The sequence below is a fragment of the Microtetraspora glauca genome (genome assembly GCF_040656155.1).
Taxonomy (GTDB): domain Bacteria; phylum Actinomycetota; class Actinomycetes; order Streptosporangiales; family Streptosporangiaceae; genus Microtetraspora; species Microtetraspora glauca.
The window spans coordinates 42,267-64,250 of the sequence record NZ_JBFALK010000011.1 but is presented as its reverse complement, the minus strand read 5'-3'; the positions used below and the strand labels follow the sequence as shown (position 1 = coordinate 64,250).

Here is a 21,984-nt window from a genome sequence, read left to right as displayed (position 1 = left end):
GCTCAGACACCTAGCGAGCATTGGTAGCCGGGATCGCGAGGATCGGCATGGTTTGGGCGTAGGGGTAGGACGTGTGTGCGGGCGGCGTCGATGTCCGGGACGCCGCCGGGTTCCACATCGGAGGTCCACAGCGGGAACCCGTCTGGGGCGAACAGCGCCTGAACGTTGCCGCCGAAATCGGAGGTCTTCCCGGCATACCAGGCGTCGATCTGTGCGCCTTTCATGGTCTTGATGCAGCATCGGTGGCGTCGAAGACTTTTCCGTCCAGGATGAGGTGCGGCAGTCCTTCGCCGGCGGCACGGTGAAGGGCGGAGTGCAGGTCGGGTGCCTGATCCGCCAGGACGTCGATGGCCTCGTGCAAGTATCGGTAGGCGGTGGCCTGGGAGAGGCCGAACGCCTTGCCGTGCAGGGCTAGGTTGGGGCGCTGCCGGAACCAGGCGACGACGAAGACGGCTTGAAACCAGCAGGTCAGCGCCCTGGTGCACTTCTTGGTTCCCCGAGCATGGCAGGATAGGTGATCACGTGGAGCCTTCTGGTAGACGGACGATCTTGTGGTGAGACCTCTTCTACCGAAGGCTCCACGCCTGTTTCCGGCGCCCTCTGTTCGTCCGCGTGTCTGCCCGCGTGTGATCGTTTCTGCCCAGGAAAGCCCTACTGTCCGAGTAGATCACGCTGAGAAAACGCCAATCGAAGCACTTCATACCTGGCCGGAGCGCCACTGAAACCATTAAATCGCCGCCAGACACCCTCCCAGCCCTGACGAACACGGCTCCGCGCTGCTCGCCGAATGTTGTTGCTACCTTCTCTCAAAGGTCTGCACTTTAGTTCGGTAAGGCCCACCCGATTCTGATGCGATCAGGATTACGAAGTCGGGCAGGGCTGCCTGCGTAGGCTGTCCTCCGGCATCCACTGAAGCTGGATCGATCTTCCAGTCGATCAGATGGACTCTGACCGCATACCGGCCCCGAGGCAAATAGACCCTGTTGGCCGAGCTAAAAGCAACGTCTCCCACATCTTCCAGCCCGCCTACCACAAACCAGCCCTCGGACAAGAGCAGGTAAGGATCAGATGAGACAAGAAGGCATCGGTGCTCATCTTCCGCGAGTCGAACGTTCTCGCCCCAGCGAACGGAAACCTGAAACACACCATCACCGCCGACATTTATCGGGACGAAATCCCCAGAAATCATCGAATCAACGAGATTACGATTGTCCGTAGCCCAATCTTCCCACTCCTCAAATTCTTCGAATTCGAATGATTCGGGCCGCCAAAGCGCACACATTCCCGCATTAGTCCGCACCAAACGTGATATTTCGCGTTCCGTCATTACAAATCACCCTACCAAATCTACGTTTCTAACACCTAGGGGCGATTGTTACCTTACAGACCTGATCACCGATCCTTAGTCCCAGCCTCTTGATTTGACGATCAATCTGCGGGCCAAGGCTTCTGTTCACAGAGAAGTCTAGCGGCCACAGATTACTAACATTGTCCGCCCCACCCAGTTGCAGATCGACGAGATGGTCAATGTCCGCGTTCTCGGGGATATTTTTACCCGCCCCCCGCCACAGGTCAGCTGCACTGGTCGAGCCGCGTGCCGAAGCGGCGTCCGTCACGAAGAGTCCTCCATTATTGGCCTGATGGTTCAGCGCGGCAACTTTCGCATCAGCAGCTGCCATTTGTTCAGCTGTCCAACCGTTCTTGTATTTGAGGGCTATTTCGGCACCATTGCAGTTGTGGACCAGGACCGGCGCGGCCCCAGTTAGCACGTAATACGTGTGGAGGTCGGCGATCGTGAGGTTGTGGACACGCTGGTGGTGAGCGGTCCATTTCTTGATCGATTCAACCTGAACGTAGGTGCCAGCGGACGTGCGGAGCCACATGCCGGGGTCGAGATGTTTGGCGTCGACCCACTGACCCAGTTCGGCTACCCAGAAAGGGTGTCCATCGGTAGCGATGACTAGGCCGGATTTGTCACCCTGATCACCGTCTGTGTCAACCGTGATTTGGACTAAATGTTTGTCACCCTCACCTGTGATCAATGCCATCACAGGCTTGACCGCCGTCTCGCCGGTCTCCGGATCGGTGGCGATCACCTCGTCTCCGACTTCGACCTCTTCGATCGGCTTGCCAGCACCGTCCGCCATCACGACCTCGGTGTCAGGCGTGAAGCTATTGCCCGGGCATCCCCGACCGAACAATCTGCCTGCTGCGGCCTTTATGCCTCGCCCTGCGGCTTTTATACCTGCCCCTGCAGCCTTTATGCCTGCCCCTGCGGCCTTTGCGCCTGCTGCAGCACCCCCTCCGATGAAAGACGAACCAATAGTCGTGCCCCAGTAGCCCGCTTGATACCAGCCCGATCCGCTGTCGACACCAGCCTCCTCCAAAGGCTTATCAGCAAGCCCATCCCACGTGGGGCCAACGCCGCGATCGTTAAGATCACCCAGAATTGCCTGGCAAAGAATGCAAAGCATACTCCACCCTGCCTTGAAGGCACCGCCGGCGAAGTTACCCGCTGCGTTGGCACGCCGCTTTGGCTTAGTTGCCGAATGCTTCCCCACTGGCTTGTAGTGGTCGTGGGGGCGAATTTTGCGTCCGGCCTTGGCAGCGGCAGTGTCTTCTCGCCAGCCCTTGACTCCGCCGTTTTGGCCGCGCCCGTAATCTTCGGGCATGAGACCTGTCGGGTCCGACATACCGATTGGATTGTTGGCCGCATAGCTGTACGGGTTGGCCATCTGGGGGACCATAACGGCCATAAGCGGGTCAGTAGAGATGAATTTGCCGATAGAGGAGTCGTAATAACGGGCGGAGAGGTAACTCAGACCGGTCGAGTCATCCTCGACCTTCCCGAGGAATCCTCGATCCGTGAACGGCAGGTCGTCCGCTCCACGACGCCGCCCAAAGGGGAGATAGCGTTCCCGGCTGACCTGCCCGTCGGCATCGTTCACCGCGATCTGTTCGGAACCATGGAGGCCGGAGGCGAGCCAAGTGAGGCCACCAGAGCCGCTGCCGCTGCGCATAGCGACCACGGAGCCGTCCGGTGCGGTGTAGTAGCGCTTGGCCGTGAGCGTTCCCGCCGCCAGCTCAAGCTCCATAGAGCCTAGATAGAGAACGGTCTTGGCGCCGTCACGACGGATCAAGCGGTTGCCGTCCGCGTCGTACACCATGGTGGTGTCGCTGCCATCGACAGTTGCCTTGGTGAGCTGGCCGAGTTCGTCCCACTGGAGGGTGGCATCCTTCCCTGCGACGATCCGGCCGGTCATCTGACCTGAGTCGTCGTAGCTGTAGGTGTCGCTTCCACCCGGTCGATCGATGGAGGTCACCGCATTCGGCCGTACGGAAGCAGCACCCGCCGATGCGTAGCGGTAGGTCGAGGTCTGACCGTCATCAGTGAGCGTGAGGAGGTTGCCGACCGCGTCGTAGGTGTAGTAATGGGCGTACGGGTCGATGCCCAGGCCGTCACCTGAAGCCGCGCTGGTGCCGCACGATTCGGCGGTGGTGGTCCAGGCGGCCGACAACCGGTGCAGCCCGTCATAGGTGAAGCACTCGGCCTGGCCAGGGGTGCCGCCACTCACCGCGGACGTCTTGTCAAGAATTCGATTGATGGTGTCGTCGATGTTGTAGGAGAATTCGTCGTTCTGCGCTGTGACGGGAGTCGCGGTGTCAGCCTTGGCCAGGGTGGTGACATTCATCAGCCGACCAGTGGTGATGTCCCACAACATGCTCCGCTTGACCTGCTCATTGGGGCCGTATGAGCGGCCGTTGAGCAGCCCGGTCGCCGAGTAGCTGGTGCTCTTGACGTAGGTGGTCCCGCCGCCAAGGTTGGAGGTCAGCCCGAACCCGTAGCCGAGGTCGGTGAAGCTCGAGGTGACTGTCTCACTCGGGAGACCGGCCGCGGCCGGCATGCCGATCTGGTACTGGATGCCGGCGGTGTTGTACTCGCTGGTAAAGGTGTAGTCGCCGGCCAGTGCCTCTTCACCGGTGACTGAGGGAATGGACAGCGTGGACCCGGTCGGCCGCGTCATGGCGTCGTAGCCGGTCACCCTGGTGGTGTACGCCTTGCCGCCCGTGAATCGGGTGGCTGAGGTCACTTCTCCCTTGGCCAGAGTGTCATACACCCATTCGGCGAGCTTGGTGCCAGAGCTGGCCTCGCCAGCCCACTGGGCGGTCCTACGATCGAGATCATCGTAGGTGTAGGAGATCTTCTGCCCGCGTCCGTCAGTTGACCAGGTCACCCGCCCGGCCTCGTCATAGCTGATCTGACCGTCACCGGCGTCTGGGTCATGTGTCGTCAGTTTCCGGCCGAGCAGGTCGTAGGTGAAGGTGCGCACGTTGCCGTTCGCATCGGTCTGCTTGATCAACTGGCCCTTGAGGTCGTACTCGTATGTCGTGCTGTGAAAGTCAGGGGCGGCGACGGTCACAACCTGCCACGGCGTCCAGTCCGAGCGGTTCGAGCCCTTGACCGCACGCGCCCGCCAGCGGATCTTCCATCCGTCGCTCAGCTTCCCGTCTGGGATGGTGACCGCGGCGTTGGCGCCCGAGGTGACACCCTCGACGGCTGTAGTCCAGATCTGTCCGCTGCCGTGCTGGGTGTCGGTGGGGTCATGCTCCACTTCGAACTCGGCACCGAGTTGTCCGCCCTGGGGCAGGGTCACCTTTGCCATCAGTGCCGGTGTCAGCGTCATGGTTACACCACCTGACGCAGGCTGGGTTCGGGGATTCTCGATGGTGGGAACCTGCGGGACGTCGGTCACGGTCAGCGCCTGCCAGCCTGACCACGCGGACGTTCCCCCGGAACCGACGGCCCTGACCCTCCAGCGGACCTTCCAGCCATTGGCCAGTTTCCCGGCAGGCACTACGATCGCCGCCTTGGTCCCGGACGCCACGTTGTCGACTGCGCCGGACCAGATGGCCCCCGTGCCGTGCGTGATGTCGGCCGGGTCGTGCTCCACCTCGAACTCGGCCCGTAGCGCTCCCCCTGCCGGGTCGGTGACGTGGACCAGCAGCTGCGGCGTCAAGGTGGAGCTCACCCTGACCCCATCGACGACCTCGGAGGGGATGACTTCCAGGGCACCCAACTCCGGGTCTGGCAGGTCCACGCCGAATGTCTGCCAGCCCGACCACGCGGACGTACCCCCGGAAGCGACGGCTCTGACCCTCCAGCGCAGCTTCCAGCCATCGGAGAGCCTCCCGGCAGGAAGAATCACCGTGCCGTCCCCGCCGGAAGCGACGTTGTCTACCGCGCCGGTCCATATGCTGCCGGTCCCATGCGCGGTGTCGGCCGGATCGTGCTCGACCTCGAACTCACCGCGCAGCGTGCCGCCGCTGGGATCGGTGAGCGTGGCGTGCAGCGTCGGCGTAAGCGTGCTTGTGATCGTGTTTCCATCGATGACCTTGGCCGGGGTGACGTGCACCTGGGAGACACCCGGGTCCGGCACGTCTACAGTCAGCGACTGCCAGTCACTCCAGCCCGAAGTGGTCGCGCCAGCCACGGCCCTAGCACGCCACCGCACCTTCCAGCCGTCCGAGAGCTTGCCGGCAGGGATGGCCACAACGGCCTGGTTGTTGGCGGCGACATCGTCTACCGCACCGGTCCAGATGCTGCCGGTCCCATGCGCGGTGTCGGCCGGATCGTGCTCGACCTCGAACTCGGCGCGCAGCATTCCGCCCGCCGGGTTGACCACCCGGCCCGCAAGGGACGGCGTCACCGAAGAGGTGACCGTGACGCCGTCTTGCACGGTGCTGGGGGTGACCTGCAGCAGGTCGATTCCCGGCTCGTCGCCGCTCGGGGCGAGCGTGACTGTCAGATTCTGCCAGTCCGACCAGGCCGAGGCTGTCGTCGTCGCGGTGTTGACCGCGCGCGCCCGCCAGCGGACCTTCCACCCGTCGGTCAGCTTCCCTGCCGGTACGGAGATCGTGGCCTGGCTGCCGGAGGCGACGTTGTCGACATTGCCGGTCCAGATCTGGCCGGAGCCCTGCCCGCCGGGAGCTGCCGGGTCGTGCTCCACCTCGAACTCGGCCCGCACACTGGCTCCGCCCGGCTCGGTGACGGTGGCGCGCAGCTCGGGGGTCAGCGTTGAGGTGACCGTCTCTCCTCCGACCTGAGTCGAGGGAACGGCCTGGAGCTGCCCGACCGTGGGCTTGGGCACGTCGACCGTGAAGGTCTGCCACGCCGACCACGGCGATGAGAGCGACTGGCCGGTATTGGTCGCGCGGGCGCGCCAGCGGACCTTCCACCCATCGGACAGTTTGTCCGCGGGTACCGTCACGGAGGCCTTGGTGCCGGAGGCGGCGTTGTCCACCGATCCGGTCCAGATGCTCCCGCTGCCGTGCGCGGTGTCGGCCGGGTCGTGCTCGACCTCAAACTCGGCGCGTAGCGGTGCACCAGCAGGATCGGTGACCATCACGGCCAGCGCCGGCGTCAAGCTGGGGGTCACCAGATTGCCGTCGACCAGTTGCGAGGGGGTGACCTGCTGCTGGCTGACCACCGGTTTGGGCGCGTCCACGGTGAAGGTCTGCCACGCCGACCAGGCCGAGGTGTTCGTGCCCTCCGCCACGGCCCGGGTCCGCCAGCGGACCTGCCATCCATCGGATAGCTTCCCGGCCGGGATGCTGACGCTGGCCTGGGTTCCGGAGGCGACATCGGCCGTAGTGCCGGTCCAGATGCTGCCGGTTCCGTGCGCCGTGTCGGCCGGGTCGTGCTCGACCTGGAACTCGGCGCGGGCCATCCCGCCTGTCGGATCGGTGACGCGAGCCCCGAACGTCGGGGTCAACGACGTGACGGTGGTGACCTGTCCCGCGGTCTGGGACGGGGTGACCTGAAGCTGATCGGCCACCGGATCGGGCACGGTGACGGTGACCGTCTGCCAGGCCGACCACGCCGAGGTCGTGGCGGCGCTCGGGTTGGCCGCGCGTGCCCTCCAGCGCAGGTGCCAGCCGTCGGTCAGTTGTCCGGCCGGTACGGCCAGCGGCGCGTCCGAACCGGAAGCCACCGCCGCCGAGGAGCCCGACCAGATCCGGCCGGTGCCCTCCTGCGTGTAGGCGGGATCGTGTTCGATCTCGTAGTCGGCTCGAAGGCTGCCTGCGGCGGTGTCGGACACGGTCGCGTGCAGGGTGGGCCTTACCGAGGTGACCGCGCCCGCGTTGGACGGCGTGATCGACAGGGCGCTCACGGTGGGAGCCGAGGCGGGCCCGCTGGAGGTGACGGTCAGCTTGGGCGGGCTGTTGAACTCGCCGCTCTCCTCCGAGGAGGTAAACACCCGCCAGTTGTCGGTGTTGGTCTCCGACGGAGACTGCAACGCCACACCGTGGTTAGCGGCGCCCGCCACCCAGTCGGCCACGATGCCGGTGATCGTCCAATCCAGATAGCCGGCGCCGGTGCCACAGCCGTTTTGGAACGCCTTGGTGGTGGTGACGGCGTCCTCGGTCGTGTCGGTGGGCTTGTTCGCCCACGTCAGCGTCGAGGCGCTCCAAGCGCTGGTCAACCGGCGGGCCTGGATGCCAGCGCCGACCGACGTGCCGCAGGTGGGCGCGTCGATGTTCATCACTTCCAGCTTGGCGTCGCTGATCGTCGAACCCGTCAGCGATGAGGTGTTGAACCGTAGATAGACACGGGTCTTTGCGTTGCCGGTTTGGGTTCCCGCCAGGAAGGTCGGGTTGGCCGGATACCCGCCGCCGAAGATGCTGCTCACGTCCACGTCGTCGTTGACCGGCAGTGTGGTCGTCGGGTCTACACGGAGGGGGTAAACAGTGGTCGGATCGGAGAGGAAGGCGAAGTCGGGCCGCAGCACCAGCACCTGGCGGCCGTTCTCGGTGACCACGCTGGTGGTGATCTTGCCTCGTTTGCCGTCGCCAGGCACCCTGCTCTTGACCGCGTCGGCGTCCAGGGCCACGGGTTCCGGCGCGGAGGCCGCGATCTTGCCCTTGGCGTCCGTCAGCGTCAGGCCGCCCCCCTTGGCCACCGCCAGGGTCAGACCGCTGGTCAGCACGGGCAGCCGGTACTCCACCGGTTTCGCGGGCCGCTGACGCAGCACGACATCGTGCCGGAACCCCGTCGGCAAGGCGATGACGACCAACTCTGCACCGTCGCCGAGGTCATAGGTCGCGGTGTTGCCCGTGACCTTGGGTCGGGGAAGCGCGGTCGGCCACTCGAGGGCGAAGACCGTGCCGTCCTTGCGAGTCATCTTGGCGAACGCACCAGTTCCGCCGGCGGAGAACTCCACCTGCGCGACCGCGGCCTTCGGACGGAGCACCCCGCTGGCTTCCACCAGGGAGGTGTCGATCGGCACCCACTCGCCTTGCTGCAGCACCCGGGTCGGGCCGGAAGTGATCTCGGTCGTGAACGTCTTGCCGTCCGGGTTCGCGTACATGACCGAAGACTCGGTCGTGGCCGCGTCGACCTGTACCCGTTTGCCATGCTTGGCTGCGGTTTTGAGCGCCGCCTGCGCGTCCGTCGCGGCCTCCGCCTTCGTTGTGCCCGCTTCGGCATCGCGATCAGAGGATTCTCTGGACGTCTCGGCGCTACTTGACGTCGGCTCAGGCTCCGCTTCCTTGGATGAGGCTTTCGCTCCGCTCGATGTGCCGGATGCGGCGTCGTCCGGCGCCTTCGGTCCGACAGCCTGCTGCGTCGTGGAGCCGACCCATTCTTCGATCTTGGTTACACGAGCTTCGAGATCGGTGTGGTAGACGGTCTTGCCGCCAGACGGCGGAACCACCTCGTGGTGATCGCCGTAGTAGTTGGTGATCGTACGGCGCAGCTCGTTCCCGTAGCTGTTGTCGACCTGGGCGACCTGGCGGCCGAGCCCGTCGAAGACGTTGCTGGTCCATGACGGCACGCTGGACCAAGCCGGGTTGAGCAGGCCCGAGCCGGCGTCATCACTGCTGTAGATGGGGTCTGATGCTGCCGACACCAAGCCGCGCGCGTCGTACTTAGTGACCTGGACGATCCGGCCGCCCGCCGGGGAGGTCTGCTGAGACTCGAGGTCGCGTCCGAACCCGTCGAGGAACGAATAGGCCGTGGACCACTTGGCCGAACTCCCCGTACCCGACAGCAGTTTCTGGCTGGTCACCTTCGCCGGGGATGTACCCGTGATCTCGTAGGTGTACTTCTCCGCAGGGGTCCCGCCGCTTCTCGGCAGCAGAGGCGTCCAGAGGGCGATCGTGCGTCCGAGGGCGTCGTAATCGACGTTGGTGTCGTTGCCGTTAAGGTCACGCATTCCGACGACGCCGCCGTGGAGCGGATTCGTCCACGTGGTCGCGGACTGGTTCAACGGGTTGGTGACCGTGATGCCGTTTATAGGCCAGTTGACCGCCGGAGCATAAGTAGTCGTGGTGGTCTTGCCCAGGGCGTTCGTGGACGATGTCGGACGACCATAGCCGTCGTACGCCATCTTCACCGCGGTGAAGTGGTCCGCATCGCTCCAGGCGCGCGCCTCCGTGGGGTTACCGTCACTCGGCGTGTTCGTCGCGGGGTCGGAGCCGCCATCGTAGAGAGTGACCTGGCGGGAGAGAAGGCGCCCGCTGCACTCGCTTCCTTCACGTTCCTCTTCCACGGATGGAAACGCGATCATCCACTGACCGCCAGCAGTGTTTCGGGCATAACTGGTGGTAGCGCAGGTCTCATCGCCCGAAACACTGAGATCACCCAAGTCCACGGTCTGAGTGGGCAATCCGTAGGAGTCGTAGGCCGTCGTGCCGGCGGACGTACGGAACGTGCCGTCGGAGAGCACTTCGCGGGTTTGGTCCCGGCTCGGACGGACCATGACCGGATCCAGGGTGCCGGGCCCGTTCGCCGTGGTCTGCTGCCAGTACTCGTGCCGCGTGGATCCGGCTTCGGCCATGCCGCGCAGTGCGGGGTCGGTGTTCAGCGGGTCCGGCGTGGTGAACCGCCAGGTCCGCGACTCCAACGTCTGCCCCGACAGGGTTACCTCATCGTTCCAGCTGTTTCCGTCATAGTCCGTGATCTTGACTTGCTTCTTGTCGCCATTGGCCAAGGTGTCGTCGTACAGGCCGCGATAGAACTGGGAACTGCTGACCGTGAAGCCCTCCGGATCCGTCCCGCTGCCCTTGATGACGCGCACGGTCCCGTAGCCACGGAACTCGCTCCAGCTGAGATGGTCGGCGCGCGTGTTGTAGTTGATCTCCTTGGCCCACCCCGGAGTGCCGACGTACTCGTACGTGGTCACCATGTCCGGCGCTCCGCCGACCAGGTCCTGCTCGGTCACTTGGGTGACCATGTGCTTGCGGTAGACGGCGAAGTGCGGTCGGGAGAACACATCACGTCCGTCGTAGACGGGATAGCAGTCGGTGACGTTCGTATCCCAGGCGATCCGCGTCGCTTGATAACCGGTCACGCAGGGGTGGAGCTGGCTGTAGCTGACGAGGGTCTGGCCGCCGAAACCGTTGACGACGGATCCGATGCGGGGCATCTTCACCACATCGTTGATCTCCCCATCCGGCATCCGGCCGGTGTCGACCCGGTTGCTGAGCATCACAGCGTTGAAGTTCTGCTCCGGCGGCGTGATCGCGTTCGCATCGTCACCGACCAGGCCGGTCTGACCGATGGAGTCCAGCCACAACACGGCTGTCGGAGAGTCGCCTTCGGTGTAGATGTATTTGTGCTCCAGCGTCAGACGCAAGACGTTGTCCCAGCCCGGAATCGTGTCGTTCCAGGCGTAGGTGTCGATGCTTGCGAGCTTGCTGGAGATGAAGAACGTCGGCGAGCCCTGCGGGCGCTCGCATGTCACCGGGCCGCCACCGGGAGCGGGAGAACACACGAGGTCATCAGGAATGTCGGAGTCCAGCCCGATCATTCGGCTGTCAGAATTGAAAACAATCTTCGAGGTGGGTCGGCTGCCGGCGACCTGCGTGTTGGAACCCCATTCGATCCTGTCCAGGAAACCGCCGCGGTCATAGATGAGACTCGCACCACTGGACTGCGTGTAGTGGTTCGTTTCCTTGATCCAGTAGTAGGTGGTGACGTTCTCCTGCGCGTCCTGACTCTGATCAAGGTTCCAGCGCCAAATTCCGGAGCAGGTGACCGCCGATGTGCTGGATGTGCTGTACCGGTCCCGGCATGGCTCCCCCGCGTCATCGCCGACGTACGGCACCCGCCAGATCGAGTCGGCCCTGTATCCCAGCCGATACACCTGTCCTTGTTGCGTGGTGATCTGCCAGTACTCGCTGCCTTGGTCGCCGCCTGTGAGGTTCTCGATCTTCCACCCGAAGTCCTGCTGGGTCTTGTATCCCGACGGCGTCTTGAGCAGGCGGCTTGCCTGCCCTCCCAAGTTGATGAACAAGTCGGAGGCTGTCGCATCGTTGGTGGCCGAATCGCCGTCGTTCTCCTCCGGCGATTCCCAGCACAGATCGCCCCACCCCTTCTGGTTGGGGTTCTTGCCGGATCCGGCATCGGACGAGCACGAACGATAGCGGCGCTCGATATATCCAACCGGGAGATCCCAGCCCTCACCGACCCACGATGCCTGGTTGTTCGTGACCTTGGTCATGCCGTCGATGCGCGCGGAGTCATAGCTGATCGACAAGCCTGGATCACCTCCCGCCACCGACGGCGGATCGGGGATCGGGTAGTTGTAGGAAAAACCTCCGGACTGGGGTCCGACCTCCCAGGAGGCTTGAGGCCGTAGGTCTGTAGCGGCGAAGTTGCCGGCTGTAGGACCTGATGCAGCCGCCGCAAGAACGAAGACCGAACCGGTCTCCGCACTGGACGATGATTCGCTACCGGTTGAGGCGGCATTTGGCGTGGGAGACGGGGAGGCGCCCGCCGTCACGGCACCACCCGCGGGAAGGACATCCACCTCAGCGGTCAGTGTTCCGCTTTTGACATCGTTCACCGACGGGACGACCACACCCCTGCGGTCACATGCGCCCTCAGGCGTGCCCGCGACCAGCGCACACGCGGGAACCTGAACCAGCTGCAGGCGATCAGCCCAGCCACCACCGTGTGCGTATCGGAACGCGGAGTAGTCGAGAGTCATTCGCGCACCGACCGGCGCGGCTTCCCCATCGATCCGGGACAACCGCACGGCCAGGCCGGTACCGCCGAGCTTGCTCACAACGGCCTGCGGCAACGTTTCGACTCGGACCCTTGCGTCTTCACCAGCTGGGGCTTCACCACCGGCATTGGCTCTATCGGCCACCTGGCCGATCTTCACCGGAAGGCTTCCCGCGTCTTTTGCTACCGCGCTCAGGGAAACGTCCGACCGGCCGGTGTCCGGCCACTTCGGTTTCGACGCCTTAGGCGCATCCGCGCGATCTTCGACGCCCTTGGCGGCGGCACGCTTTCGCACCTCCCGCTGCGGGACCGGCTCATCCGTGGCGTCGGGGGCTGGATCGGTCGCCGCCGCTGCTGCCGGCTGGAAGAGCTCGGCTGGGACACCGATTCCAGACACCAGGACCGTCAGGCATACGCCGATCGCCAGAGCCAGAACACGAGCTCGCCGCGCAATAGGCCCCACGCGCCACACCTCCAGGTGAACCCACACGAGAGGCGCATGGACGCACGGCTCGTGCCATCGAGCCATCCAAACCCTCTAGATCTTGATGCAAGATCCAGACGCTTTTTACATGATCGCCCCATCAACAAGTCAAGTGTGGATGGAGATCAAGTTTTGTAAACTTTCGGCAACAGAGGGTGGGGCCTGAGGCCAGCCGCCACATCTATGCAGGTCAGAGAACTTCATCGCCGCGCAGCACCCGCTCGATAGGACCAGATCCGCCACTCCCTCTGTCAAGAGCGCCTCTTGACCTTGACGGTCGCACCAGTCATCATCTCGAATCGATCTTCCTTGTTCAGGGCAATCTTGCGGCGCCTCCGAGCGGGGCCGAAGGAGACTGATGGCACTCTCACTGCGACGCGTCGCATGGGCTTCACTCGCGAGCACACTCATCGCCTCGCTCCTCACCACAGCCCCCAGTCCCGCCGATGCCGCCCCAATGCGGCCCAAAGCGCTCAGCATGACCGTCCCCGGGGGCATCGCAGGCCTCAAACAGCGAGCACTCGAGATCGACAAGAAACTGACACCGAAGGCGATGGATGATGCCAAACCTCTCGTAGTCGTTCCGCGGCGCGACAGAAGCGCCAAGAAGGCCGGCCCTAGCGGACCTCCTGGCTACGTACCCCCAACCACCGTCGACGGGAAGAAGGTGGAAATTTCCCCCACCCCCGAGCCTTCCACTCGGGCAATCGCCCCTCTGGCCGCCAGCGTCAACCTTCCGATCACAGTGGGCAAGGTCTTCATCTACAAAGAGGCAACAGACGAGTGGGTCTATTGTTCCGGCACCGTCGTCACTGGAAATTTTAAGAATCTTGTCGCTACAGCCGCGCACTGCATCATCGATCCCGCCACGGGAAATGCCTACAAATACTGGGCTTTCGTGCCAAGCTACAATGATGGCGGGATCAGATGGCCATATGGGAACTGGGTCCCTTACCGCGTCACCGTCTGGTATGACTGGGTCGACTACGAAGATCCCGACTATGATTACGCCTTTATTAACGTATCACGCCTAGATGGTGAGACCGGAGAACCTAGCGGCCTTCGCATAGGCGACTTCGTAGGCGGACAAGGTCTCACCTGGGACCAGCCAATCGATGTGACTGGTTACGTATTCGCATACCCTCATGCCCCACACCTCGACGGAGACAAGGTCTATAGCGGCTGGACCATGAAGTGGTGCTATGGGACTACCGGAATGTTCGCCGCCTCCCAAGGGGCAGACTGGCACATCGGATGGGGCCCTGCGATCAATAGCCAGACTTGCGCCATGACACCAGGAGCCGACGGCGGGCCCTTCCTCTTTCAGTACAACAGCAACGACGACCCACTTCTCCGCGTTGGACTTCTAAACACTGTCATCAGCCGTGTACGAGACGCTGACGGCAACAGCCGTTATGACACCTGGTCTGGCCCATACTTCGACGCTGACGCGAAGGTTCTCTACGACGAAGCCACTAACTTGTGGAGCCCGTGACTTCCCCCTGTCTCCACACCTTCCACATCACGCACAGGGCAAGCTCAGCAAAGTAACGTAATTCATCTCGACACCCCCACACCCATCACGTTGTGGGGGTGTTTCGGCCGCGCTCTAGGCGGGCGGCGCTGATGATGAAGTCGGCGACGAGCTGGCGGCCTCCATCGGACATCTCGACCAGGGCTCGCAGCGCTTCCCGATTCAGTCCCGACTTGCCGACCAGCGACGACGCCGCGACCCGATCGGCGGTCGCGTCAGCCTCCTCGTCGTCTCCGAAGTAGCCGATCGGCACGCCGAAGAACGCCGACAGCGCCTTGAGCGTCTTGAGCTGCGGGTTGTCGGACCGTCCCGTACGCAGCTTCCAGATCGTGGTCGACGACAGCTCCTCCCCTGCCGCCTCGGAGATCGCCGCCGCGACTTCCACGTTGTTCCTCGGTGGCCGGCTTCCCGACGGCCAGCGGTTCTGGATCAGCCACTCGATCTTGCTAGCGAGAGAACTGGCCACGCCCAGCGGCTCGTCAGCCACGACACATCACATCAATTTTAAGCAATGAAGCTCGACCTTCATCCATTATAGTTGACAGGCGGTGACGCTCCGTGTCTATCCTGCTCACATCTCATCAACTTGAGTTGATGGCTAACACGCTTCCTTGCTCGAAGGGTACCGATGCCAGCCATGCAGACGCGAGCACCTGACGAGATCAGGGCACGCCATAGCCTTCTCCAGCGCCTGGGCGACGAGCTCGACCGCAGGCACTGCACCAGCCGGCTCTTCCGCTGCCGCGACCATCGATGGGCGCTCAGGGTCGGCCACGAGACGGTCTTCTGCGCAGGAGCCGAAGGCGTCTACGCCTACGTCACGCGCCAGGGAATCATCCTCTCCCCCGCCGATGACACCGGCATCACGGCGGCAGCAACTCATCTCACCGCCCAAGCGCGATGACGACACGCAATCTCACGCTTGCCACCACCGTGGCAAGCTGCGCCGTCGCCCCGCTCGTACTCGCGCTTGCCGTACTCGGAGGGATCGGCTCCTTCACCACACTCCGTAACCTCGCAGAGCCGTGGTTCGGCGGCCACGCGTGGATCGTCCCCATCGGCATCGACGTCGGCATCCTGGCGCTCCTGGCCTGGGACCTGCTCATGGAATTCGCCGACCTCTCCTGGCCCGTGCTCCGATGGGTGGCTTGGGGCTTCATCGCCGCGACGGTCGTTCTCAACATCGCCGCAGCCGATGGCGACCTCACAGCCAGCGTGATGCATGCGGCGATGCCCATCCTCTTCGTCACCGTCGTCGAAGGCATCCGTCACCTCATCCGCCGCTGGATCGGCCTCACATCTGACACGCGCCGCGAGCGCGTACCGCTCTCCCGCTGGCTGCTGGCCCCAGCGTCGAGCTGCGCGATGTGGCGCCGCATGGTGCTGTGGAACATCGCCAGCTACCCGCGTGGCCTTCAGCTCGAATACGCCCACCTCCAGGCGGTCTCCACCCTTCAGAACACGTACGGCCGGTGGCTGTGGCGCTGGAAGGCGCCGCTGTCCGAGCGCATCGCCATCCGGCTCCAGCTCGCGGGAGCGGCGATGCCAGGAGCCACGCCGTTCCCCCAACAGGACGCCGATGACCAGCTCATCCAGGCGGCTCAGGCCATCGTCGGCGAGGCCGAGCAGCGCGGTGTACGGCTCAGCCAGATGGACCTCGCCGCCCAGCTCCGTGCCCAGGGCCATCGGATCGCCAACGAACGGCTCCGCTGGCTCGCCACCACGATCGGCCTCCGCCGCGACCCCGCGTAAACCGCCGACAACACATGCAGAGAAGGGAGCCGAGCGTGCTCATCCCAATCAACCAGCAGGCCGAACGCTTCTTCCTCGCATGCCACAGCTCCAGCTGGGTTCCCGGTTATCTGGCGGAACGCGGCTTCGACAGGTCCGCCCAGCGCGCATGGCACATCGGCTACGCGCCCAGCGAGTGGCGTGCCCTCACCAATCACCTCCGCGGCCTCGGCTTCAGTGAGACCGCGATCGAAAGCTCAGGTCTGGCCCGCAGGACCAGCCGCGGAACGCTCATCGACTTCTTCCGTGACCGGGCGATGTTCCCCATCAAGAGCCACGACGGCACCACGATCGCCTTCATCGGACGCAGCCTCGACGCCGAGCGCCGCTACCTCAACAGCCCGCAGACTCCGATCTACCGCAAGCGCCAGACCCTCTTCGGCCTGCACACGCTCACTCCTGACACGATCCCGGTCATCACCGAGGGGCCACTCGACGCGATCGCGGTCACCTTGACCGGCGGGGAAGGCCTGACCGGTCTCGCCCTCTGCGGCACTGCTCTGACCGCCGACCATGTCCGTGTGCTCACCCGATCGCTCGATCTCAGCCGTGTCGTGCTCGCCTTCGACGGTGACCAGCCGGGCCGGGCAGCCGCCGCGCGTTCCTACCCCCTGTTCAAAGGCATCTGTACGGCCGACGCCGTCATGCTCTCGGCCGACCGCGATCCCGCAGGAATCTTCACTGAAGACGGTCCGGCCGCCCTGGCGACGATCCTCACAGAACAGACGCGCCCCCTCGCCGACCTCGTCGTCGATGCCGCGATCGACCGGTGGCAACGCTCCCTTGAGTACGCCGAAGGCCGCGTCGGCGCCCTCCACTCAGCCGGTGCGGCCGTCGCCGCGATGGCGCCTCATGACGTCGCCCGGCAGATCGCTCGGGTGGCGGAACGCCTCGGTTTCGACCACGCAACTGTCACCGAAGCCGTCACGGACTGCGTCACCTCGCGCCTGGCCGGCGGCGACTTTCCCGCACCGCTCGCCTTCGGTGCCACCATCACACGTCCCAAAGGAAGGAATCCCAATGAACGATCACTACGCGGACCCACTCCGTGAAGCCGCCGCTCAAGGAGTCGAACGTACGGTCCAGATGACCTCGGTGGCCGCGGCTGCGGGCCAGGTGCTCACGCAGATCAAAGCCCAGCGTCTGCGCGAGCAGACAGAGCAGGACCGCCAGGCCACGGCCGCGCTCCGCTCCCGGCAGCAGGTCGCCTATCAAGCCGCCCGGCTTCAGTGGGCGCCCGCCAGCGATCCCCGATGGCTGCGGGCCGCGGACTTCGTCGGTACATCGCGGGCATGGGGAGCGGCGGTGCCGTACGCACCGAGCGACCCGGCGGCGGAGCGGGCACGGCTGAGGTGTGAGCAGCGGCTGCGCGAACTTCACCCATATGGGATGAGCCGCTATGACCGGCTACGAGCCGAAGGAGTCGAGCCCGTCGAGGCGATGCGGAAGGCCGCTCCGTTCTTCGCCCGCGTGCCGAATCCCAGGACCGGCCACCCCGCACCCGCGCGCAAGGAGCTGTCCACCGCCGTCACGCTCGGCACGCAGGATTTCCCGGTTCCAATCAAGGACGCGATCCGCACGACAGATGCCCCGCAAGCCGCACAGGCAGCCAGGCCGACGCAGCGACCCGCACGAAACCTCAAGCCGTAATCAGCCGACTACGGAAACATGTTGGACGTGGTGGAGAGCTACGCCTTCTGGATCCTGCTGATTCTCGTCCTCATCGCGGCGTACATCCTGCCGAGTGTGATCGGCCTTCTTCGCGGGGTCGAGTCCCTCGGGCTGCTGATCGCGCTCAACCTCCTCGGCGGGCTGACCTGCATCGGCTGGCCCGCCGCGCTCCTCGCGGCGTTCATGCTGCCCAAGCGGGTGCGGCGCTGGTGATCAGCGTGCCTCACCGAGCAGGATCCGCTGCCAGAGTCGTTCCATCAGGGCCGTCCGCAGCCACTCGGTCTCGTGCACGACGGGGCCGTCGGAGCGGCGAATGGTCCGTCGTACGAACATCAGGCCGCCCCCTTGACAGAGCTCGTACAGCGTCGCTTTGCATTCGCAGGTGTGGAGCCGTACCCGAACCCGGGCAGCGCGGGCGGCGGGCACGCGCCAGTCGAGCCGCTCGTGCTTGGCCTGGAGGGGAGCCACATGGATGCCGTGATACTCCCTCAGCATCGGCGCCCACCCTCGATCACGCGGAGCCGTACGGCCAGGTCATCGACCGAGTACGTCTCAACGGCCGGGAAGGCCGGGGCTTCCATGGCCACCGCGCAGATCCGGGCGTCGGCGATCCAGAGAATCGTCCAGCCGGGAAACTCCACACGCAAGCGCAGGAACGCGTCACCGCCAAGCTGTGCGGCAAGCAGCCGGGCCGCCCCACGAGGGTGCTGTGCCGGGTGGACCTGCCACCGATGTGCCGGATTCGTCCAGCGGATCCACTGATCACCGATCCGGACGACCACCCCCTGGGCGAGGCTGAGGACGGCCGCGCCCGACCTTGTGGTCGTGGCGTCGCTGTCGTACGTGACGACGCCGCGCCCTGTCAGGGCATCGCGGAGCAGCCTCATCGTCTGCGAGGGCGTCACGAGCATTTCCGGGATCACGCGCCCAGCGTCGAGGAGTCCGCTGAGGCGCCGAAACGCCGAAGTGTCATCGAGAGCCAATGTCAGATTGGCATAGCGCGCCAGTACTGCCGTATCTACGGTGAGTAACCAGCCTGTGGGAAGGAATGCGAGGCGGATGAGCCAGAGCCGGTTGTGCCCGGTCTGCCGAAAGACGTTGCTCAGCCGGTACAGCCAGGAAGCGATGTGCGGCGCCTGCCTGCGCGGCGCGCCCGCGCCGGCCTGGGACCTCGACGCCCTTACTCGGGCACTGGCAGCTCGGGACCTCGCCGCCTTCGCCACCACAGTGCGGAAGTCGATGAAGATGAGCCAACTGGAGTTCGCGAACCTGGTCGGTTGGGCTCAGAGCACCGTGGCGCGCGTGGAGCGGGGCGAGCGGGACACGCTGTACGACGTGCGTGAGCTGGTGCGCTTCGCGGACGCCGTCGGCCTGCCGAGGACGGCGCTGCTACCCCTGTTCACCGAGGAGACAGACGACATGGATCTGACCAGGCGGGAGCTCGCCGGGCTCGTCGCCAGCGGAGTGATGGCCGGCCTGGCATGGAGCATCCCGGCACGCGTCGGCGCGGAGCAGATCGGTCTGCTGCGCGAGTCCATCGACCGGCTTTATGGTCAGGACCAGCAAGTCGGGGGTTCAGCCCTGATCAGGACGGCTCTCTTCCAGCTCTCGCGTGTACGCGCGCTTCTCGACGACGCCGAATTCTCCGAGTCGATCGGACGTCAGTTGCTGTCCGTGGCGGGCGAGCTGTGCGTGTGCGCCGGGTGGCTGGCCTACGACTCCGACGATCAGCGGCTCGCCCGCCAGCTCTACGGCGAGGCCCACCTCTACGCCGCCCACGCCGACGACCCGGTCCTCCTGGTGCACGTGGCGTCGAACTCGGCGCTGCAAGCGGTGCGGCTGGCGCGCGAGGAACCGGGCCGGGCACGGGAGGCGCTGCGGTTCGTCGCCGCGGCCGAAGCGTCCGCTCGACGGTGGGCGACCCCACGCGTGCACGCCCTGCTCGCGCTCCGGGAGGCGTACGCGCACTCCATGCTCAAGGACGAGCTCGCCTACCGCTCGGCCATTACCAGAGCGTGGCGTGAACTGGAGCGTGGCACGCACGAGGACGACCCTCCATGGGTGGGGTTCGTTGACGCCGCCGAGCTCACCGGCAACGAGGGGATGGCCGCCGTCAATCTGGGCCAGGCGGGGCGCGCCGTGCAGCGCTTCGCCGAAGTGGTCGCCGAACCTTGGCTCGGTCACCGCAACCGCACCTACTATCGGGCCCGGCTCGCCATGGCGCACCTGTCCGGCGGCGACGAGGCCGAGGCGTTCACACAGGGGACGCAGGCGCTGTCCACGCGTATCCGATCCCGCCGCATCCTTCGTGAGCTGACGCCGCTGCGCGGCCTCGCGGAGCGGTCACGCGATCAGCACGCCGAGCAGTTCCGGGCCTCCTACGACACGGCGGGCGCGGCGTAGTTTCGTCTCATGCCGCTCACTTTCACGCATCTCGACCGAGAAGCCGCACGCGACGCCGTCGAGACCGTCGCCGACATCTATCGGTGGTCCTATGTCGAGCGGATCGCCGCGGGCGACCCCTTTTACACCGTCGAACGGTTCATGCAACGCTTCGACCTCTACACGATGAGGGACGGCTTCGAGCTGGTCATCGCTGAGGGCGATGGGACGCCCGTCGGTCAGACCTTCGGCTGGCCACTTCCGGCTGGCACCGCCTGGTGGAATGGCCTGCGCACCGAAGTACCGCCCGGCTTCATCGACGAGGACGGTCACCGCACCTTCGCGCTGTCCGAGATCATGGTGGCCGAGCCGTACCAAGGACAGGGCATCGCGCACGCGCTGCACGACGAACTGCTCCAGGGACGCCCCGAAGAGCGGGCCACGCTGCTGGTCAGGCCGGACAACGTCGCCGCCTCTACCGCGTACCGGCGGTGGGGGTGGCGCAAAGCGGCCGAGCTTCAGCCCGGCATGGCGGACGCGCCGGTGTACGACGCTCTGATCAAGTCCTTGCGGTGAGCTCCGCCAGGCTGCGAACGGCTTCGTCCTTGTCGCAGAGCGCGAGTCGGCGTCCAGCCCACGGTGGTGCCGACTGCCCTTCCATGTAGGTGATCAGTCCGCTCCGGTCGATCGCGCAGGTGATCCCGGACGGCCACGCGTCGAGGAACATACCGAGGATGAGGTCCTCCATGCCGCCTTCGATGATCCGATGCAGCCGCTCCCGCGCCGCTCCGACCGAGGCCACGACGAACAGCCATGACAAGCCCTCGGGAACTCCGGAGTCGGTCCGCTGCCCCGACCGCCGGACGATCTCCACCTCCAGCTCGGTCATCACGTCTTCGAGTGAGTCGAGCACCACCAGGCCGGGGATCTCGACCTCCGCCGCGTACGAACCGAACAGGCGGATCGCGTCGTCGCGTGGCATGAGCACGCGAGTCGTGAGATCCCGTACGGCCAGCAGCTCCAGGACCATCGCACGGGCGACGTCATCGGTCCCGGGGCCGGTCAGGCCCATGCCGTACAGGGCGGACAGGGCGATCGCATAGCTGAGGTTCGAGGGCTCCTGGCCTCGCTCGACGGCATGTTCCTGGGAGACGTCGTCGGCGACGGTTCCTTCCTCAGGAAGGGCGTACATCTGCGGCGGTTCCTCGTGGTGAGGGGCCTGGTCGCCCGCCGTTTCCTCTTCCACAGCCAGGACCTGCGCTGGCAGGATGTCCAGCCTCGGTACTTCGATCGGCTCCTGTGGGACAACGTGCTCCCGCGCGGGCTCTCGAACCTGGATGATCTCCAACTCCTGCGCTCGGTCCTGACTACCAGTGGTGTCCGGGGCCGTCGGCTCCCCGCCAGGGCTGCTCTCTTGCCCGACGGTCGGTTCTGCCGCGGTCTCCGCCCACGGGACAACGCCGTGCTCCTCGGGACGGGCATGCACTGTGATGATGGGGTCGAGGTCGGCTTCCCCATCATGAAAGGCCACCTCGCCAAACGGAGCGTGCCGCCCCTGGGAGCCGAGCTTTTCTTGTCCCTTGCCCTGTCCTCGTTCCCGTACGGTCACCGACGGCTCGTGCGTGGCGGCACTGAGGCGGATCAGCCGGTCGGCGTCCCGAGTCAGACGAGTGCGGCGCCACCACGTCGTCGCACTCCCCGCGAGCTGCCGTCGCCTGCGATAGGTCATGACGACGAGAAACATGGCGACTACCCCCGTGGGGATCGTCAGGGGCAGCATCGACGACGTCTCCTGCTCACCCGACGCAGACCGGGCTCGCTCTGGCAGTGCACCAGGATGCGTCCCAGGGAGGGCCTTCGACAAGGCATCACGAGAGGGCCGCGTCCGCACCTCGGCAGCCGGTGGGTGTTCGACGTCACGAGCCCTTCCGGAAATGGCTTTCCGTGTAGGGAGCTCGACGTGCCGCACCCGTTCCGGCTCGTTCGCCACCGGGATCACCGTGAAGTCCTGGGGATTCGCCTCCCGATCGCGAGGAGTTGGCTTGCGGCTTCTCCCACGCTCGTTCTTCCCCTTCTTGGCCGGCGGCTTTCTCGCCTGAGGGGACTTGACCG

Annotated in this window: 15 protein-coding genes; 8 read left to right on the top strand and 7 right to left on the bottom strand. The window is 65.2% G+C overall.

The features are described from left to right. Positions 1–2: 2 nt before the first annotated feature. The 3 genes from AB0I59_RS20585 to AB0I59_RS20570 form a co-directional block, all read right to left on the bottom strand. Positions 3–224 (bottom strand): hypothetical protein, encoded by a 222-nt coding sequence (locus tag AB0I59_RS20585; protein WP_358134961.1) that lies wholly within the window; start codon positions 222–224, stop codon positions 3–5. A 572-nt stretch (positions 225–796) separates the two neighbouring features. Then, on the bottom strand, positions 797–1,327 hold the full coding sequence (locus AB0I59_RS20575; RefSeq protein ID WP_358134958.1) for a hypothetical protein: 531 nt from the start codon (positions 1,325–1,327) through the stop codon (positions 797–799). A 28-nt stretch (positions 1,328–1,355) separates the two neighbouring features. Further along, the gene (locus AB0I59_RS20570; RefSeq protein WP_358134955.1) at positions 1,356–12,473 is read right to left on the bottom strand and encodes a DNRLRE domain-containing protein; all 11,118 of its coding nucleotides are present in this window, start codon (positions 12,471–12,473) and stop codon (positions 1,356–1,358) included. A 379-nt stretch (positions 12,474–12,852) separates the two neighbouring features. On the opposite strand from AB0I59_RS20570, the gene AB0I59_RS20565 reads away from it, so the two are divergent. Beyond that, on the top strand, positions 12,853–13,989 hold the full coding sequence (locus tag AB0I59_RS20565) for a trypsin-like serine peptidase (RefSeq protein WP_358134952.1): 1,137 nt from the start codon (positions 12,853–12,855) through the stop codon (positions 13,987–13,989). Positions 13,990–14,074: 85 nt separating this feature from the next. Here AB0I59_RS20565 and AB0I59_RS20560 read toward each other — a convergent pair whose 3' ends face one another. Beyond that, on the bottom strand, positions 14,075–14,515 hold the full coding sequence (locus AB0I59_RS20560) for an XRE family transcriptional regulator (protein ID WP_358134949.1): 441 nt from the start codon (positions 14,513–14,515) through the stop codon (positions 14,075–14,077). Between the two features lie 150 nt (positions 14,516–14,665). Between AB0I59_RS20560 and AB0I59_RS20555 the strand changes: the two genes are divergently transcribed. The 5 genes from AB0I59_RS20555 to AB0I59_RS20535 are packed head-to-tail and all read left to right on the top strand — an operon-like array spanning position 14,666 to position 17,703. Then, on the top strand, positions 14,666–14,932 hold the full coding sequence (locus AB0I59_RS20555) for a hypothetical protein (RefSeq protein ID WP_358134946.1): 267 nt from the start codon (positions 14,666–14,668) through the stop codon (positions 14,930–14,932). Beyond that, positions 14,929–15,780 carry a DUF2637 domain-containing protein gene (locus AB0I59_RS20550; RefSeq protein WP_358134944.1) on the top strand — a complete coding sequence of 284 codons (852 nt, stop codon included), beginning with the start codon at positions 14,929–14,931 and terminating at the stop codon, positions 15,778–15,780. Before AB0I59_RS20555 ends, AB0I59_RS20550 begins: the two co-directional genes overlap by 4 nt. Before the next feature lie 35 nt (positions 15,781–15,815). Then, positions 15,816–16,871 carry a toprim domain-containing protein gene (locus AB0I59_RS20545; protein WP_358134941.1) on the top strand — a complete coding sequence of 352 codons (1,056 nt, stop codon included), beginning with the start codon at positions 15,816–15,818 and terminating at the stop codon, positions 16,869–16,871. Then, complete coding sequence (locus AB0I59_RS20540) at positions 16,840–17,469, top strand: hypothetical protein (protein ID WP_358134939.1); 630 nt, start codon at positions 16,840–16,842, stop codon at positions 17,467–17,469. Before AB0I59_RS20545 ends, AB0I59_RS20540 begins: the two co-directional genes overlap by 32 nt. A gap of 18 nt (positions 17,470–17,487) precedes the next feature. Beyond that, on the top strand, positions 17,488–17,703 hold the full coding sequence (locus AB0I59_RS20535; RefSeq protein ID WP_358134937.1) for a superinfection immunity protein: 216 nt from the start codon (positions 17,488–17,490) through the stop codon (positions 17,701–17,703). Here AB0I59_RS20535 and AB0I59_RS20530 read toward each other — a convergent pair whose 3' ends face one another. Then, entirely contained in the window at positions 17,704–17,985 is a 282-nt protein-coding gene (locus AB0I59_RS20530) for a hypothetical protein (protein ID WP_358134934.1), read from the bottom strand. Continuing rightward, positions 17,979–18,413, bottom strand: a complete 435-nt coding sequence (locus AB0I59_RS20525; protein WP_358134931.1) for a hypothetical protein — start codon at positions 18,411–18,413, stop codon at positions 17,979–17,981. The genes AB0I59_RS20530 and AB0I59_RS20525 overlap by 7 nt, the downstream gene beginning before the upstream one ends. Positions 18,414–18,549: 136 nt before the next feature. Between AB0I59_RS20525 and AB0I59_RS20520 the strand changes: the two genes are divergently transcribed. Further along, entirely contained in the window at positions 18,550–19,893 is a 1,344-nt protein-coding gene (locus AB0I59_RS20520) for a helix-turn-helix domain-containing protein (RefSeq protein WP_358134929.1), read from the top strand. Positions 19,894–19,902: 9 nt separating this feature from the next. Further along, a complete protein-coding gene (locus AB0I59_RS20515) occupies positions 19,903–20,448 on the top strand; it encodes a GNAT family N-acetyltransferase (protein ID WP_358134926.1) in 546 nt (181 codons plus the stop codon). Here the strand turns inward: AB0I59_RS20515 and AB0I59_RS20510 are convergent. Next, on the bottom strand, positions 20,432–21,652 hold the full coding sequence (locus AB0I59_RS20510; protein WP_358134923.1) for a hypothetical protein: 1,221 nt from the start codon (positions 21,650–21,652) through the stop codon (positions 20,432–20,434). The two genes, AB0I59_RS20515 and AB0I59_RS20510, sit on opposite strands and share 17 nt — an antisense overlap. Positions 21,653–21,984 lie beyond the last annotated feature (332 nt).

Excerpts from the sequence above, each read along its gene's own strand:
- AB0I59_RS20585 (WP_358134961.1), bottom strand. The coding sequence starts at position 224 with ATGAAAGGCGCACAGATCGACGCCTGGTATGCCGGGAAGACCTCCGAT.
- AB0I59_RS20550 (WP_358134944.1), top strand. The coding sequence starts at position 14,929 with ATGACGACACGCAATCTCACGCTTGCCACCACCGTGGCAAGCTGCGCC.
- AB0I59_RS20555 (WP_358134946.1), top strand. The coding sequence starts at position 14,666 with ATGCAGACGCGAGCACCTGACGAGATCAGGGCACGCCATAGCCTTCTC.
- AB0I59_RS20535 (WP_358134937.1), top strand. The coding sequence starts at position 17,488 with ATGTTGGACGTGGTGGAGAGCTACGCCTTCTGGATCCTGCTGATTCTC.
- AB0I59_RS20510 (WP_358134923.1), bottom strand. The coding sequence starts at position 21,652 with ATGCTGCCCCTGACGATCCCCACGGGGGTAGTCGCCATGTTTCTCGTC.
- AB0I59_RS20530 (WP_358134934.1), bottom strand. The coding sequence starts at position 17,985 with ATGCTGAGGGAGTATCACGGCATCCATGTGGCTCCCCTCCAGGCCAAG.
- AB0I59_RS20520 (WP_358134929.1), top strand. The coding sequence starts at position 18,550 with ATGAGCCAGAGCCGGTTGTGCCCGGTCTGCCGAAAGACGTTGCTCAGC.
- AB0I59_RS20515 (WP_358134926.1), top strand. The coding sequence starts at position 19,903 with ATGCCGCTCACTTTCACGCATCTCGACCGAGAAGCCGCACGCGACGCC.
- AB0I59_RS20575 (WP_358134958.1), bottom strand. The coding sequence starts at position 1,327 with ATGACGGAACGCGAAATATCACGTTTGGTGCGGACTAATGCGGGAATG.
- AB0I59_RS20565 (WP_358134952.1), top strand. The coding sequence starts at position 12,853 with ATGGCACTCTCACTGCGACGCGTCGCATGGGCTTCACTCGCGAGCACA.
- AB0I59_RS20540 (WP_358134939.1), top strand. The coding sequence starts at position 16,840 with ATGAACGATCACTACGCGGACCCACTCCGTGAAGCCGCCGCTCAAGGA.